Here is a 15220-nt window from a genome sequence, read left to right as displayed (position 1 = left end):
GATACAGTAGAAAATATACGAATGACGCTTGCCGTACCGCGAGGGGCGCGCGTTCAGTCTTCTGATGGTGTCGATCACGCAGGCGCGCCGGCCAGAGAGGCTGCCCTGCAATTCGCAATGGCCCACATCCCCGGGCTTGACCCGGGGGCTTAGCCTTTCCGCATGCACCCCGACGAAGTCCGCAGGTGAGCGTGAGAATGCCGACCTCAGGCTCCCCGGCCCAGCAATCGCAGTGTGGGGGCATCGGGGAGGGCATTAGGGTCACTTCAAGTACGGGCGGCAAGCTGGCCCTTGCGGCCCATGATTGAAGTCATTGAGCGTCTCAGGCGCGAACCGCCCATTAAGCGTTCCTCACGCCTCCTGCGGTTCGACCGTCAAACTGATGAGGGAAGGTAGAGTCTACATGCGAAAACGCTCTGAAGTACGGGCGCGCATGTTGCGATTATTGAGATGGCTAAGGTGACGCCAGCGTCGACTACCTGCACGAGGAGATAGGCTTCGGATATTCCCTAAAGGATGATGATGATGTACAGTCGGAAGTCTTGCGTGTAAGGTATTCAAGGCCGTAGAGCGGATCGTCTGGACCTTTCGGCGCTCCAAAGCACGTATGGGCATGATCCTATGCTTAGGAAAAGACCTAATATCGTAGCAATATTGCTGATAATTGCCTTAGCCGCCTGTTATTTGGCCTCAGGCGCGTTGGCCGACTCTGAGGCCTATCTCGACAATTGGGCAGGTACAGTAAAAGTCGAATTGGACAGCCCCGACCTTCCGCAAGCCATCGCGGTGCCGACGGAGGAAATCACCGGGCCGCTTTCTGAACGAGTTCAGGCTGGGTGGCTTAGTAAGATCGCTGATGTCTGCTCAAAGATTAGGGATGGCATTCAGCAGGAAATCGACATGAGCGAATGGTCGTGCGGCTTGACAAATACGGGAGAGTTGCGGGGTCGAACTCCGCCGATGTTCCCTAATCGCTTAGATCTCAAGTATATTATTTCTGGTAATATGTTCTCGTTCACGCCGGTTGCTCCCTTTTCTCAATGGACCCGCCCGATCATTCTGGGAACCTTCACGGTAGTGCTTCGGATGACCCTCCAGTTTGATACAAGATTAGAGTTTGCTCAACCGGGTGCGCGGGGTCCGATATCACTGCTCTCAGGCCATCTTGGCTTCGAGGATGCGCGGCTCGTTTCGAGTTTGGACGGCGTGCCCCTCGCCGGCGATCTCATTGCTCAGAAACTTCGCGCTGGGGAGCGTAAACTGAACGAGAGCACCACTCCCCTTTCGTCGGACGAGTTCGGCCTACCCGATACCAATCAGAAAATTCATGACAAGGCTAACGGCCTGCGCCAAGTGTTCCAGAACGAGGATACCCAGATTCCCTATCTCGGCCTAAGAGCGGCTCTGAGGGGCTCCGACTTCGTCATGGTGTTCTCGAAGGGTGCCCGCCCGGCCGTTCCTTTATCAACGTGCAACTGCACCTCGAAGTGCGAAATGCGGATCCACTGCACGTGCGCCGGCGTGACTGTGCTTCGAGACGATGAGCGAGTTCTCATGCAGAGGCTTATGAGTGGCGGTACTTGGGCCGTCTCAGGTATTTCCGAGCCGGGCGCATGGTGGGTTGATGGGAAGGCGCTCGGAGCTTCCGATGGCGAGGTGGTCACAGTCCGCTTCTGCACCATGAATCAGTGGGGTAGACGGTGCGGCGAGAATGTCTCGTTTGGTTTCGAGGATGTGGGGGCGTGCTTCAGCAGTGATCCCACACCCACACCTTCGTGCCCACCCGGCATGCGAGTCTGTCCCGGCCATGGCTGCATATTGCCGAGCATGGCATGCGCGTTCGAGAGATGAGGCAGAAGAGCCATTTGTGCAGCTCTTGGTAAGCGTATCGAACCTCGGTGCCCATCCGCCGGGTTCACAGCGTGCTGAATCAAGCCAAACGAGACGTGCGGTCAAAGCACCGGCACGCAGTGACGTGTGACGTGCTCCCCTGAATTCCGGCCACGGATAAGTTGGGTCCCGATCAGGAGGAGGGCCATGCGGCGCAGCCGTTTCGTCGAGGAGCAGATCATCTCGGTGCTGAAGGAGCACGAGGCGGGGGATGAAGACCGCCAACGCGTGCGCCTGTTTCGTGGTTAGTGAAGCAAGCTCCTCTGCTTGGTTCGCCTTCCACACATTCTCCAAGTAACTGTCGATCGCAGCTTGCCGCCTCTTAATCTCGGCGGTCCTCGTTGAGACCCGAATGCTGCGTGCTTTCTGAGAGACCGTAAGCGGGACTGCCGCGTCGCCGACCGGAAGGGCTAGGCGCGTCCCCACCACGCGAGGCAGCACAGCAAGGGTATGCGTCGCAGATATTGGGGTTTCGCGTGCCTTTTCGGTTCACGGGGCGAACCATCCGGTAGAGCATTGTTGCACACCCTTGTAGCACAGTCGGGCAAGCGCAACGCTCTGAAAAGGCTTAGCTTCCTGCGATTAAACGCAATTCGGAAGTAATGGTGCCCAGGAGAGTGTAGGGGACACCTGTTCTCCTTCTAAGACTTACGCCCGCGTGAGGGCGTTTCGGCTGGGCTTGTTTTTCCTAGCGAATTTTCAGTGCCGCCCTTGCGCAATTCTGTGCCGAGGGGAGGGGCTGTGAACACGCTTCCCCCGGATGACCCTTTCGAATTGATCGCGAACATCGTCGATCCGATGCCCCCACTCGCCGCTGAGGAAGCCGGCGCCGGGCCGGCGCGCGACCGTCGGCGTGGGCAGTCCACGCGGCCTCGCAGGCCGAAAAAGGAGCCTTACTCCGGCTGGCTGGCCGACTGCATCAAGGACGAAAGGGGTCAGCCGCTCGGCAATCTGGCGAACGCCGCGCACGCGCTGCGGTGCGACCCGGCGCTGTCCAACTTGTTCACCTATGACGAGATGCAGACGGCAATCATGCTGGAGGCGCCCGTGCCGTCGGCGGAGAACCCGCTGGCGCTGACCGATGACGACTTCGCGCCGCGGCCGGTCCGCGACACCGATGTGAACCGGCTGCAAGAATATCTCCAGCAAGCTGGTCTCGGCCGGCTCGGCAAGGACACCACGCACCAGGCCGTCGATATCCGGGCGCATGAGCGCGCCTTCCATCCGGTGCGCGACTATCTGGAGAGCCTGCCCTGGGATGGCACGCCGCGGGTGGCGACCTGGCTGCACAGCTACCTCGGCTGCGAGAACACGCTCTATGCCTCGCAGATCGGCCGCATGTTCCTCGTGGCCATGGTGGCGCGGATCTTCGAGCCAGGCTGCAAGGCCGACTACATGCTTGTCCTCGAGGGCATGCAGGGCGCCATGAAGTCGACCGCCTGCCGCATCCTGGGCGGCGAGTGGTTCTCCGACAACATGCCCGATGTGACCGGCGGCAAGGATGTCAGCCTGCACCTCAAGGGTAAGTGGCTGATCGAGATTGCCGAGCTGTCGGCCATCAGCCGCGCCGAGGATGCGGCGCTGAAAGCCTTCATCACCCGCGCGGTGGAGCGCTTCCGCCCGCCCTATGGACGCATCGAGGTGACGCTGCCACGGCAATGCGTCTTCATCGGCACCACCAACAAGGCGGCGTACCTGCGGGACGAGACCGGCGGGCGGCGCTACTGGCCGGTGAAGGTCGGCACCATCCACCCGGCGGCGCTGGAGCGCGATCGCGACCAGCTCTTCGCCGAAGCGGTGCACCTCTATGGCGAGGGCCAGAAGTGGTGGCCGTCGGCCGCATTCGAGCGCGAGCACATCAAGCCAGAACAGGAGGCGCGCTTCGAGAGTGACGCATGGGAGGAGATCATCGCGGCCTGGCTGGCCGGGCAACCCCGGGTGACGGTCAAGGACGCTGCCATCTATGGCCTGGGCATAGATACCGGACGCATCGGCACCGCCGACCAACGGCGGATTATCGCGTGCCTTGAACGGCTTGGCTGGAGCCGAGGCCCGCGAGGCAGTGCGGGCGAGCGCTGGTATATCCCGCAGCATGGAGCGGCTCGATGAAACGCAATCGCGCTTCCGTTCTGACACACCCTGACGCACTGACGCACGCCGACGCACTTCTCTATATGACCCCTATGCGTGTGCGCACGCGCGCACGCGCTCCCCTCTATAGGGATCTGTGTCAGAGTGCGTCAGTGCGTCAGAGTCCGTCAGAAGCAGGCGGGGAGGAAGTCCCTCTCTCGACCTTCCTGGCCGGGCTTGCTGACCGGGTCCGCTACCTCTCCCCATCGCACCGGGACCCCGAGGCCTTCCACGAGGCCAAGTCGGAGATCGAGGCCGACCTGCGAAGGCTGGCCAGGGTCCTCCCGGCCGAGGACGTATACGGGCGGCGTAAGCGCTCGAGTTCGCTAGACGAGGCGGATTTGAGCCCTAAAGTTCCCGGCTTGAGGAAGGGTTGAGGATGCAGGATCTGCATAGCTCCACCCTCTTTGCCGACACCGGCAAGCTGGCCGAGACCCTGTCGAAGAAGGGTTTCGCCGAGCTGCTCGGCGTCTCGCCGGGCCGCGTGTCCCAGCTCATCGCCGGCGGACTTCCTGTCGAGCCGAACGGGCGCATTCATGTCGAGCGCGGCCGGGCGTGGGTGGCCGAGAACGTCGACCCCAATCGCCGGCGCGCTTCGCTCGACACTCCGCTACTCTCGCCGGCTCTGGTGTCGCCAAGGGCGCTACGCGACGCCTCCGAGGCCGAGATCTCGCGGTTGAAGGCCGAGCGCATGGGCGGCCAACTCATCGACCGCGCCGCCACGCTGCGCACTATCGAGAGCCGCGCCCGGGCCGAGCGCGACGCCTGGATCGGCTGGGTGAACCGAGCGGCGCCGGAGATCGCCGCCAGCACCGGCGCGGACCTCGCCGGCGTGGTTGCCGCGCTCGATCGCTTGGTCCGCGCCCAACTTATTCTGCTCGCCAGCTTGCCGCTCGGCGCGTTTGATACCGCCGGCAGGGACGAATGATGACGGGGCGAGATATGAGCGGTGTAATTCCGGTGAAGGACATCCTGGCTGCGATGGATGCCCTTCGCACGTCGCTCGCCCGCTATGAGCACGTCACTCTCACCGAGAAGCAGACCTGGTACTGGGAAGTGTTGCTTGGTGAGCAGTCTGCCGACTGCCCCTACCCGGAAAAGTTGGGCGTCGGGGATCTCGAGGAGGATCTTAGCTACCTGGGCGAGCTTCATCTCGCCGAGGGTTCCCCGGGAGTGTTCGCCTACAAGCTCGCATCTGTCCCCCGCTATCTCGGCACAAAGGAGCTCGATCGTGCGGATTGAAACCGTGACCTACGAGGGCGACGAACTCCGAACCATCCGCATGAGCGAGGTTCTGGCCGCCATGGACCGGCTGCGCGAGCGCTTCGCTGCCCAGGGCGAGCGCGTCTGGGTGCTTGAGCGCTCAGAGTTCTGGGAGGTGTCGAAAGAGGTCGCGTTCGACGCGGCAAGGCCGGACGTCAGCACCTCTGACTTTATCGACGTCATCTTTTTCCTGCGGCAAGCCGAGGTCGTCGGCGACCCGACCTATCCGTCTCATCTGGCGGATGTCCTGCGCTTCATCGCCTATCGGGAGGAGCACCATGGTGACTGACCTCGCCAGCCTCACCGCCGAGCTGGTCGACGCCGCCTGGCGGGCTGGGCTGAAGCCTGAGCCGCAGCTCACCGTCACCGAATGGGCCGACGCGCACCGCATCCTGCCGGGCACCAACGCCGAGCCGGGCCCTTGGCGCACCTCGCGGGTGCCGTACCTCGGCGAGATCATGGATTGCCTGTCCACGGCCTCCCCCATCGAGCGGGTAGTGCTGATGAAGGGCGCGCAGACCGGCGGCACCGAAGCCGGACTGAACGCCATCGGCTATTGGATCGCCCATGCGCCAGGCCTGATCCTCGCGGTGTGGCCCTCGATCGACATGGTGCGGCGGAACTCGCGGACCCGCATCGAGCCGCTCATCGACGGCACGCCGGCGCTGCGGGCCAAGATTGCCCCGGCCCGCGCCAAGGATCCCGGCAACACGGTCGGGCTCAAGGAATTCCCCGGCGGCGCGCTGGTGATGACCGGCGCCAACTCGGCGACGGGCCTGCGCTCGACGCCGGCGCGCTACCTGGTGCTCGACGAGGTGGACGCGTTCCCGGCGGATGCTGACGGCGAAGGCGATCCGGTAGCGCTGGCGGTGCAGCGCACCGTCACCTTCCGCGGCCGGCGCAAGGTGTTCCTGATCTCGACGCCGACCGAGGCGGGTATATCCCGCATCGAGAAGGCCTATGCCGAGAGCGACCAGCGGCGCTACTTCGTGCCCTGCCCGCACTGCGAGACCTACCAGGCGCTGGCCTGGCGCGGCGTGACCTGGCCGGAGGGCGAACCGCGCAAGGCGTTCTATGCCTGCGAAGCCTGCGGCGGCGTCATCGAAGAGGCCGACAAGCCGGCGATGCTGGCGCAAGGCCAGTGGCGGCCGACGGCGGAGGCGGACGGCCTCACCGCCGGCTTCCACCTCTCGGCGCTCTATTCACCCTTCGAGAGCTGGGGCGAGATCGCCGTCGATTTCCTCGCCTCCAAGCGCGACCACGTCCGGCTGAAGGCCTGGACCAATCTGAAGCTCGGCGAGCCCTATGAGGACCGCGACACCGCCCCGCTGGCGCCGGACGCGCTGCAGAGCCGTGGCGAGGAGTGCGAACAGCCATGGACCGAGCTGCTACCGGCTGGCGTGGTCGCCATCACCGCCGGCGTCGACACCCAGGACGATCGCATCGAGGTGGAATTCGTCGGCTGGGGCCGCGGCGAGGAATCCTGGTCACTCGACTATGAGATCGTCCATGGCGACACCTCGAGGCCGGACGTCTGGCGTGCCCTCGATCGCCTGCTGCTGCGCCGCTTCCGCCATCCCAAGGCCATCCCCGACCTTCCGGTGCTGGCGACGGCCGTAGATTCGGGCGGGCATCGCACCGACATGGTGATGCAGTTCTCCGCCGAGCGGCTCAACCGCCGGGTCTGGGCGATCAAGGGCCGCGGGGGCCCAGGCGTGCCTGTCTGGCCGAAGCGCCCACCGAAGCTGCGTCGGGCGGGCTTGTCCCCGGTGCACATCGTCGGCGTCGACACGCTCAAGCATGGCCTGCTCACCCGCCTGCGCATCAGTGACGGCGGCGCCGGCGCCTGCCATTGGCCGGACGACCGCGACTATCTCTGGTTTCAGGGGATCGTGGCGGAGCGGCCGGTGCGCCGCTGGACGCGCGGCGTAGCACGGTTGGAGTGGGTGCCGGATCCAGGTGTTCGAAATGAACCGCTCGATTGTCGGGTCTACGCCACGGCCGCTCTGCATGGGCTCTACGCCGCGGGTATGAGCCTTCACGAGATCGTGGGGCGGGCTGAGGCGGCGGGAGCGCGCTCAGACGGCAGTCCGGAAACACAGTCGGACATCGACGAGCAGAAAGCGCCAACTGTGGTTCGGTCACACTGGATAGGCTAGCGCAGTATGCATCGAACTGAATATCTTGTTCGCGGATTTGTTTGAGACGGACTCCGATGATAAAGCGCCTTCCGCGATATGCCGAAACTGAACTTCAGCAGCTTGCTGCGGACGCTGGAGCGCTGTGCCATGCTGTCGATGAGGACGAAAGTGGCTGGGATCGCTTGATTGAATTTCCGACGAAGAAATTCTTTGGGCCCGCCGATCGCAGCCCCCCACACTCTGTCGCCTACGTGCAGGTGAAATCGACGAAGGGCCGTCTTCTTAAGTCTCGCATCAAATTAACTAATGCACTTCGCGCAGCAAAATCGACACAGCCCTGGTTCATTGTGCTATTTGCGCTACCAAACGGTTCACGGCGACCTAGAATTTTTGCAACTCATGTTTGGACGGACTTGATATACCGCACACTTCAGGCTGTCCGCTCCGCCGAAAATGAGGGCCGAGCTCTAAACAGAAGTTTTATTACCATCCAATTTGATCCGGCAGATGAAAAAGGCGATAATCTGATCGAGTGGATGCAGCAATCCATTGATGACGTCGGTCAAAGCTATGAGACGGCTAAGACGAACTTTACAGAGAGTGCCGGCTTCGAGGACGGCTATGGGATTGCTCAAGTTACAATCTCGGCTGCAAGCGAACAAGAAATCATCCGCAACCTTCTCGGTTTAGGCAATGGACTCGCGCTTAATAAGTTTACCTTCACCGAGCACCGCTTCGGAATAGCACTTGCTTCACCCAGCTTCGACTTATCATTTGGCACTTTGCGCGTCACGCCCGAGCCCGCCGCCTCGGTCGAGATAAGACTTCGCAGTTCTCGCGATTCAGAGGTTATTGTTCTAAATGGCCATATCTATAACGACGGATTAACTCACAGGCCTCCAGACGAGCAATATTTTCGCTTTTCCGCAGAGTTTTTGGAGATAATTTGGAAGCCGGGATTACAATTTGATTTTCAGCTAATTGTCGATTTACAGGCTGAGTACGATATAAAGACACTTATTAATTACGCTTCTTTAGTTACCTGGCTTCAGGCTGGCCCTGTTGACTTGCAGGCTTGGGTCGACGGTAAGCGCACACTTTGGGGCACCCTTTCGCGCAAAACCCCCGCGTCCAAATTCGATGTCCGCGAACTTGCCTCTGGACTGAGACTACTTGCTACGTTTCCTGGGCATGAACGGGCGAAAATCACTATACGGCAACTTTGCGAAGCAAGCGGCCTTAAGACATTCTCAGATATATCAAATGCTACACACTTTCGTATCGAGGGCGAGATCATCTCCCCTGCTAGCGATGCTCCATTCGATGTATTAATGTATTTTTATACAATAGATGTTGGAACCTACACCTTCTATCAGATCGCATCGCGTCGCGTGACTCAAGACATTGCCTTGAATACCAACCTCCGATCTTTAACGACCAGCAAGCAGGATACCGTTGAATCGTACGTCCTGGAAAATACAACTGCGTCCGATCGAAAAATGATGTCGAAAGATTACGATCGATATGTCGAACAGTTGAGCTCCGGCACTACGCATTTACTTAATGTCGGAGATTTACGGAGATTGCTGGAGGCGCCCAAGAGGACAAGAGAGTGATCACCGCTTCTGACCATCTTCAATGAATGACTCGTGAGCGGCGCACAGAAACTCATGAGACATGCCGCTCGACGGAGCCGCAATTATGCGAGGTGGCCACTCCTTAACGTAGTGGAAAATGATTAGCCCCCCATAGACTAACCGGCAGCTGGCGGGCTTACTGCACCTACAATGCGCTTTGTACAAGACGGCCCGGATGTACCTGAGGACCTGATCATCGCTCGCGACAAGGGCGACGTGATATTCTTTTGCGGGGCCGGAATCTCACAGCAGAATGCACGCCTACCCAATTTCGAGAGTCTCGCCCGCGAGGCCCTCCGAATCCTTGGGTCTTCTCAGACCAGCGCAGCGCGAAGATTGCTTCAAAAAGCGCTTGAAATGGGGCGAATGGCCGGCGTCGGTGGCCTGCTGGCGACCGACCGCGTATTTAGCCTACTAGAACGCGAGTTTGAAGTGGCGGATGTCCATGCCGCGATAGCGGAGGCGATTCGTCCGCCACATGGCTATGCCCTCGATGCGCACCGGACCCTGCTTGCGTTGGCGACTTCACAGGCCGGAATTACGCGACTCGTAACGACCAATTTCGATCTTCTCTTTGAAGAGTGCGAGCCCGGTCTTCCATCATCCGGTCCACCCCGGTTGCCCGACCCGAGGAGTGACCGTGATTTCCGCGGTATTGTGCACTTGCATGGGCGCGTCGACCCCACGTACTCGCTCCCTCATGATGATGAGTTTGTTGTATCGGGCGCCGATTTTGGCAGGGCCTATCTATCAGACGGTTGGGGCACCCGCTTTATACAAACTCTGATGGCTAGATATCAAATCTGCTTTCTTGGTTATTCCGCGGACGACCCGCCAATGCAATACTTGCTCGAGGCGCTAAATTTGAACCCTGGCAGCAGAAATAGACTGTTTGCCTTTCAGGAGGGCGATACTGGTGAAGCGGCAGCTCTTTGGGAGCACCGCGGGGTCCGTGCAATCGCTTTCGACGGCCGCAACGGATACTTACCACTGTGGAACACCCTCTCCGCTTGGGCTGAGCGTGCGCGCAACATTCGAGCTTGGCATGCGGGGCTCATAGAGCAAGCGCTGCCAGGCCCGGCCGTGCTCGACCCGCATGGCCGAGGCCAGATCGCAAGTGTTCTATCAACCATCGACGGCGCAAGCCGTATCGCATCAGCTCGACCCACAATACCCGCGGAATGGCTGCTCGCGCTCGATCCGAAGGAGCGCTACGCACCGCGCGTCCGAAAGGATCCCTACGATTCAACCACAGAGTTCATCGACCCATTTGACTCACTTGGTCTCGACTTCGACGTCCGACCCGAACCGACGTCCGATGAAAACGCCTTCAGCCCGAGAAAGCCACCCGATGAAGCATGGGATGCGTTCCTCCCTAACGAGATGGATCTCAGCAACAGCAAGGAAGCCGTCATCGGGGTGTTGCGAGGAAGCGGAGCTCACGCCATCGTCGAACTCCCGTCGCGGCTCTCAAGCTTGGCGACGTGGATTGGCGAGATCGCGCACAAGCCATTGGTGCTTTGGTGGGCGGCTGACCAACAGAAGCTACATCCGAGGCTCCAGAAGCAGATTGAAGACGCGCTTCGTTATGACGCCGATCGCTTTTCAGAAGGTGTCCGCCGCGGTTGGAGGCAGCTGTTCTACGCCTTGAATGATCAACGGGAGGAGCCGAACCACGTCCACTACCGTCTCGATGCAAGAATAAGGTTTGAAGGCTGGACCCCGTCGACAGTACGTGAGTACGCTGACATCCATAAGCCGAGACTCCAAGTTCAACGTCCAATAGGTATTCGTCATCCGCTGCTTTGGGATGTTGACGTTCCCGAATCAGTTATATCGGTGAATGTTAACTATCCGCGCGCGCATCGGGGGCTCGATATACCGGATGAACATATTTCCTACGCCGTGTCTCTCTTCCGACAAAACTTAGAGTTGGCGATTTCTCTAGAGAAAGAGATCACTGGAAACGACCGCGTATATCTACAGACTAGCCGCGCTGACGACGGCGCGGCAGATCTCAATGAGGACACGTACGGGATCACGGGGCCCATCATTGCATTCCAGAAACTGATGGCCAGCTGGGCAACATTTGATCCTACAACTGCACGGGCGGAGGTCCGAACTTGGTCGACTACGGATAGATACATATTTGCTCGGCTGCGCATTTGGGCAGCGTCTCGTGAGTTTATTCCCGCAGATGAAGCGGCTCAAATATTCCTAGACCTGCCGGACGACGTGTTCTGGGGCTCCGCGCAGGAGCGAGATCTTCTTTACGCTCTTCGCGATCGCTGGACGGAAATCGCTCTCGATGCACGGATGGCAATTGAGGGCCGTCTGCGAACGGGCTCTTATCCGTGGGGTCCGGATTTCCCCGGCGGGGCTGAGCAGGCCGCTGCCATCGACCGTCTCAACCGACTTTATTGGTTATCCAGAAGTGGCGTTGAATTCAGTTTTGACGTTGGCGCCGAAATGGCGCCACTTCGACTGGCCGTGCCCGGTTGGACTACCGAGGTGGGCGACGCGGCTGCCGAGGCCAATATGGTCGTCGTTCGACAGATTGATGAGGATGCGGATCCAACTGGCCTCGTTGATGTCGCGCTTTCGGAGATCTTGGCCCGGGCCGACGAAATGGCAGGACCTGATTTTCGACGTGCAGTGACACGCGTGCCATTTCGAGGATTGGCATCGCTTCGACCGGCCCGTGCACTCGGCGCGCTGACACTCGCTGGCCGACGAGGTGAGGCTCCCCGGCAGCCGTGGATAGACTTCCTGCATGCTGAGGAGCGCAAGCACGATTCTGAACGAATGATCCGAACCATAGCGCGACGACTTGGGCGGCTACCTACGGATGAACTTGGGAAAGTGGTTTATCCCGTCACGGAATGGATGATTCAGATTAGCGATCGTCTTTATGGAGACGCTTCTGATGTTCTGCCCGAGCTGTGGCCACAAATAGTCCTAGCATCAGTGGCCAACGCTTCCGAGCGGCCGGCAAAGCCAAACCGAAGTTGGGCAGGTGAGGCTCTAAATTCACCGATTGGCCGCCTGGTCGACTTACTGCTGAAGGATCCTGCTAAGGAGGATCTCGGCGTGGGCGCTGGCTTTCCCGTAGATTGGATAGTGCGAGTCGACCAACTGCTAGGAATTCCCGGCGATCTGGGTCGTTATGCCCTTGTGTTGATGAGCCATCAGGTGACATGGCTATTCTGGGTAGATCCCGCTTGGACCTTAAAGGCACTGCTGCCTTTTGCAGATGCACCGGGCAACGATGGAGATGCCTTCTGGAGTGGGGTGCTCTGGGCCGCTCGAATGCCTCGGTACGACCTTTTCCCTCATCTGAAGACAGGACTACTGGCTCGGGCGATACTAAAACGGCAGAGCAGTGACCACGACAATGTTATTGCAGGAATCCTGCTGTCTGCGTGGGGCTCGGAACCTGCCGGCGGACATGTCGAACCCCTGATCACCGACATCGAGTTACGTGAAGTGCTCATCCAGGGTGACGATGATCTCCGCACGCAGACGCTTTGGCACCTTGAACGGTGGTCGACCGAAGGTAACGAGCACTGGCGCGGACGTGTTGTCCCCTTCTTTCACGACGTCTGGCCTCGACAGCGCGCGCTGCGAAGCGCCCGCCTGTCGGAGCGGCTGGCCGAACTCATAATATCTTCCGGCAATTTGATGCCAGATGTCACAAAGATGATCGTACCGCGGCTGGTGCCAATTAGAGGTTCCGGCATGCATTCATTCGCACTGCAAGAAATCGGCGAAGATCACCCCGCCCGTCGTTATCCTGCGGCAATGCTCGACCTTCTTTGGGCAATTTTAGCCGAGGACACCCGGCAATGGCCTTACAAGGTTGGCTCAATTATCGAAATTCTGGCCGAAAACCCTGAGACCGCGGCAGACGCACGACTGTCCGAGCTTCGTAGACGCCAGGAACAATAGGCTCGCCTCGGTCCGAGATGTCGAGGTTCTGACTTCAGCACCGAATTTTGCAGCACCTCCCTACGAAACACTATCCACCCGTCCTTTTGGTCTTCTAATTGCAGATATCAACCTGTTGGCGTCGTCTTGCACTTTTATTCTTTCGCTCCTCGGCAAACATCTTACAAAACTGTGAATATCAAATATATCCGCCATCAAAAACGACGCGATCTCTCGACATAATTTTGCCTCGTGAAGATATTTTCTTGCGCGATCAAACGTCATATCTGATGGACTAGAAATAATATTGAGTTTTTCATCATAGTCGACGTAAATCGATTGCACGCGATCGCGCTCTGTATCAGAGTATTTTTCTTTAAATTCAAGCTCTCGTCCAGCGTCATCCTTGGATTCTAGTACGCTCATTATCGCCGTGGCGGCACTGTTTGGATTATTCCAGCCAACTACTGCGGGAAGGTAGTCAACGAGTGCTCTTATGTCGCCGCGAGCTTCAGTGCCAAACTCGCCAGAGGCCCGGTCTATTGAGTATATGACTGATATACCGCCGAGTATAAACCAGTGCGCGCTGGCAACTTTGTATTTATGTAGATGTTGAAAACGTCTTCTGAAAACCTCAGTTGGAAGATATTCTTCACAGAACGTAATTAGGAACTTTGAACACTCCTCACGACACGTTATCGACAAATGAACCGATAGAGAAAAGTTTCTCCGACATGCGCTTAAATACGATTCGTATAATAATAGATCGATATTCTCGGATAATGCGGAAAGCACCGTGCGTTTGGGAAACGTGGTCAAACTAGTCGACTCCCAAAAATATCCTGGTTTTGTTTTTTGAGTCGTACGCCAGGCCCTTCGCCATTTTCATCGACGAAAATGACTCCTGCCGCCTCGAGCGCACGCCTGACCGCAGCAACATTATTAACCAGACCAGTTGCCAGACCGCTACTCGCTTCCATCCGCCTAAGGGTGGGAACCGAGATTGATGCAGCGGCCGCTAACTCCGATTGTCCAAGTCCCGCGAGCACTCGTCCCGCGGCAATCTGTCGGCCCGTTATATGATCGTTTTCGCTCACTTTAATCGAAACCTATTGACAACAATCGTGACTGAGCGAAAACTATCAGCATTGATGATTTCAATCAACGGAGCACGCGCATGTGCCACCATGTTCGCGAACGGGAGACGTGTATTCCAAACCGGCGCGCGGCGTTGCGCACACTAGCGCTGGGCGTGGCGGGTGTGGCCTTGCCTGCGGCGGCCTTCGCGCTGACACCCGAGCCGCACCCTGACGCCGAGCTGATCCGCCTCGGCGAGGCGTTCGACCGCCAGCACGCAGCCTGGGTGCCGCTCTGGAAGGAAAGCGACCGGCTGGAGAAGGCAACCTTTGCGGCAATCGAGGCGGCCGGCATCAAGTTCGACCTAGCCACCTATGAGTGGCACTGCGCCCGCACCGGCTTCGATGTGGCGGCCGACGCCAATGTTGCGGCGGTGGATGTATTGCGGCGTCTCGCCGAGCAGATCGCCGCTATTCCGGCCCGCTCGTACGCCGGGCTGCACGCCAAGGCGCGGGTCGTGTTCTGGGAATGCATCCGGCCGGCCGACTACATCGACGTGGCCGAGGAAGCGCTAGATGGAGACGTGCTCAGCGTCATCGGCCTGCTGCGGGAGATCGAGAGCTTGGCGGCGGAGGCGCGGACATGAAGCACACCGTACGCGAGTTCGTCATGGTGGAGCGTCAGCGACTCCGCATGCGCGCCGAGGCAGCGATCGAGAGCCTGCTCGCCATCCTCGACGAAATCGATGGCGATCCGGATCTCGAGAACCATGACCCCGAGCTGGACAACGACGGCGATTGGCACGAGCCGGAGTTGGGCTGGACCGGCATCGGCACCGGCTGGCGCGGTAGCGATCTCGACGGTGACTGCTCACGCATCCCGCTAAATCACGACTTCGAGGACGAGCACGACGGCTGCGAGCCGGACGAGGGCGATGACGAGCCGGATGCCGATAGCGAGCCCTCGCTCGGCTGGAGCCCAGGCGAGAGCGAATCAGCGATTTATTCCCTCACCGCCGTCGATTTTGAAGAAGAGCACGACGGCTCTGAGCCGGTTAACTATCTGGGATAGAGCCGCTTTCTCTCTCGGCTCGCGGAAAAGTTTGACGTGGGGCTTCACACGTCGCCTACCGCGTGTCATAAAGGCGTTGTACGT

General features: G+C 59.4%; 12 protein-coding genes and 1 pseudogene. 11 read left to right on the top strand and 2 right to left on the bottom strand.

The features are described from left to right. Positions 1–699 precede the first annotated feature (699 nt). The 9 genes and pseudogenes from G3545_RS12260 (at position 700) to G3545_RS12225 (ending at position 13009) form a co-directional block, all read left to right on the top strand. Positions 700–1851, top strand: coding sequence for a hypothetical protein (locus G3545_RS12260; RefSeq protein WP_170012926.1), 1152 nt, complete (start codon positions 700–702; stop codon positions 1849–1851). Between the two features lie 186 nt (positions 1852–2037). Beyond that, positions 2038–2149, top strand: a pseudogene (locus tag G3545_RS29695) (IS3 family transposase); the annotation flags it as partial. Between the two features lie 482 nt (positions 2150–2631). After that, the gene (locus G3545_RS12255) at positions 2632–3999 is read left to right on the top strand and encodes a virulence-associated E family protein (RefSeq protein ID WP_246702803.1); all 1368 of its coding nucleotides are present in this window, start codon (positions 2632–2634) and stop codon (positions 3997–3999) included. 400 nt (positions 4000–4399) lie between these two features. Then, entirely contained in the window at positions 4400–4948 is a 549-nt protein-coding gene (locus G3545_RS12250; protein ID WP_170012924.1) for a hypothetical protein, read from the top strand. Positions 4949–4962: 14 nt separating this feature from the next. Beyond that, positions 4963–5262, top strand: a complete 300-nt coding sequence (locus G3545_RS12245; RefSeq protein ID WP_170012922.1) for a hypothetical protein — start codon at positions 4963–4965, stop codon at positions 5260–5262. Then, positions 5252–5572 (top strand): hypothetical protein, encoded by a 321-nt coding sequence (locus tag G3545_RS12240; RefSeq protein WP_170012920.1) that lies wholly within the window; start codon positions 5252–5254, stop codon positions 5570–5572. Before G3545_RS12245 ends, G3545_RS12240 begins: the two co-directional genes overlap by 11 nt. After that, positions 5562–7442: a phage terminase large subunit family protein gene (locus G3545_RS12235; RefSeq protein WP_170012918.1), complete on the top strand. Its 1881-nt coding sequence runs from the start codon at positions 5562–5564 to the stop codon at positions 7440–7442. Before G3545_RS12240 ends, G3545_RS12235 begins: the two co-directional genes overlap by 11 nt. Positions 7443–7498: 56 nt before the next feature. Further along, positions 7499–9040 carry a hypothetical protein gene (locus G3545_RS12230; RefSeq protein WP_170012916.1) on the top strand — a complete coding sequence of 514 codons (1542 nt, stop codon included), beginning with the start codon at positions 7499–7501 and terminating at the stop codon, positions 9038–9040. 171 nt (positions 9041–9211) lie between these two features. After that, positions 9212–13009, top strand: coding sequence for an SIR2 family protein (locus G3545_RS12225; protein WP_170012914.1), 3798 nt, complete (start codon positions 9212–9214; stop codon positions 13007–13009). Between the two features lie 60 nt (positions 13010–13069). Here G3545_RS12225 and G3545_RS12220 read toward each other — a convergent pair whose 3' ends face one another. Both G3545_RS12220 and G3545_RS29690 read right to left on the bottom strand, forming a co-directional pair. Next, positions 13070–13807: a hypothetical protein gene (locus tag G3545_RS12220; protein ID WP_170012912.1), complete on the bottom strand. Its 738-nt coding sequence runs from the start codon at positions 13805–13807 to the stop codon at positions 13070–13072. After that, positions 13804–14085 (bottom strand): transcriptional regulator, encoded by a 282-nt coding sequence (locus G3545_RS29690; protein ID WP_246702802.1) that lies wholly within the window; start codon positions 14083–14085, stop codon positions 13804–13806. The genes G3545_RS12220 and G3545_RS29690 overlap by 4 nt, the downstream gene beginning before the upstream one ends. An 80-nt stretch (positions 14086–14165) precedes the next feature. Between G3545_RS29690 and G3545_RS12215 the strand changes: the two genes are divergently transcribed. Both G3545_RS12215 and G3545_RS12210 read left to right on the top strand, forming a co-directional pair. Next, positions 14166–14711 carry a hypothetical protein gene (locus G3545_RS12215; protein WP_170012910.1) on the top strand — a complete coding sequence of 182 codons (546 nt, stop codon included), beginning with the start codon at positions 14166–14168 and terminating at the stop codon, positions 14709–14711. Next, a complete protein-coding gene (locus G3545_RS12210; protein ID WP_170008854.1) occupies positions 14708–15136 on the top strand; it encodes a hypothetical protein in 429 nt (142 codons plus the stop codon). The genes G3545_RS12215 and G3545_RS12210 overlap by 4 nt, the downstream gene beginning before the upstream one ends. The last annotated feature ends 84 nt before the right edge of the window (positions 15137–15220 follow it).

It is taken from the genome of Starkeya sp. ORNL1 (genome assembly GCF_012971745.1).
Taxonomy (GTDB): Bacteria; Pseudomonadota; Alphaproteobacteria; order Rhizobiales; family Xanthobacteraceae; genus Ancylobacter.
Note: the sequence above shows the minus strand (reverse complement) of the source record. Positions and strands in the feature narration are given on the sequence as shown.

Excerpts from the sequence above, each read along its gene's own strand:
- G3545_RS12250 (WP_170012924.1), top strand. The coding sequence starts at position 4,400 with ATGCAGGATCTGCATAGCTCCACCCTCTTTGCCGACACCGGCAAGCTG.
- G3545_RS12245 (WP_170012922.1), top strand. The coding sequence starts at position 4,963 with ATGAGCGGTGTAATTCCGGTGAAGGACATCCTGGCTGCGATGGATGCC.
- G3545_RS12235 (WP_170012918.1), top strand. The coding sequence starts at position 5,562 with ATGGTGACTGACCTCGCCAGCCTCACCGCCGAGCTGGTCGACGCCGCC.
- G3545_RS12230 (WP_170012916.1), top strand. The coding sequence starts at position 7,499 with ATGATAAAGCGCCTTCCGCGATATGCCGAAACTGAACTTCAGCAGCTT.
- G3545_RS12225 (WP_170012914.1), top strand. The coding sequence starts at position 9,212 with ATGCGCTTTGTACAAGACGGCCCGGATGTACCTGAGGACCTGATCATC.
- G3545_RS12215 (WP_170012910.1), top strand. The coding sequence starts at position 14,166 with ATGTGCCACCATGTTCGCGAACGGGAGACGTGTATTCCAAACCGGCGC.
- G3545_RS12210 (WP_170008854.1), top strand. The coding sequence starts at position 14,708 with ATGAAGCACACCGTACGCGAGTTCGTCATGGTGGAGCGTCAGCGACTC.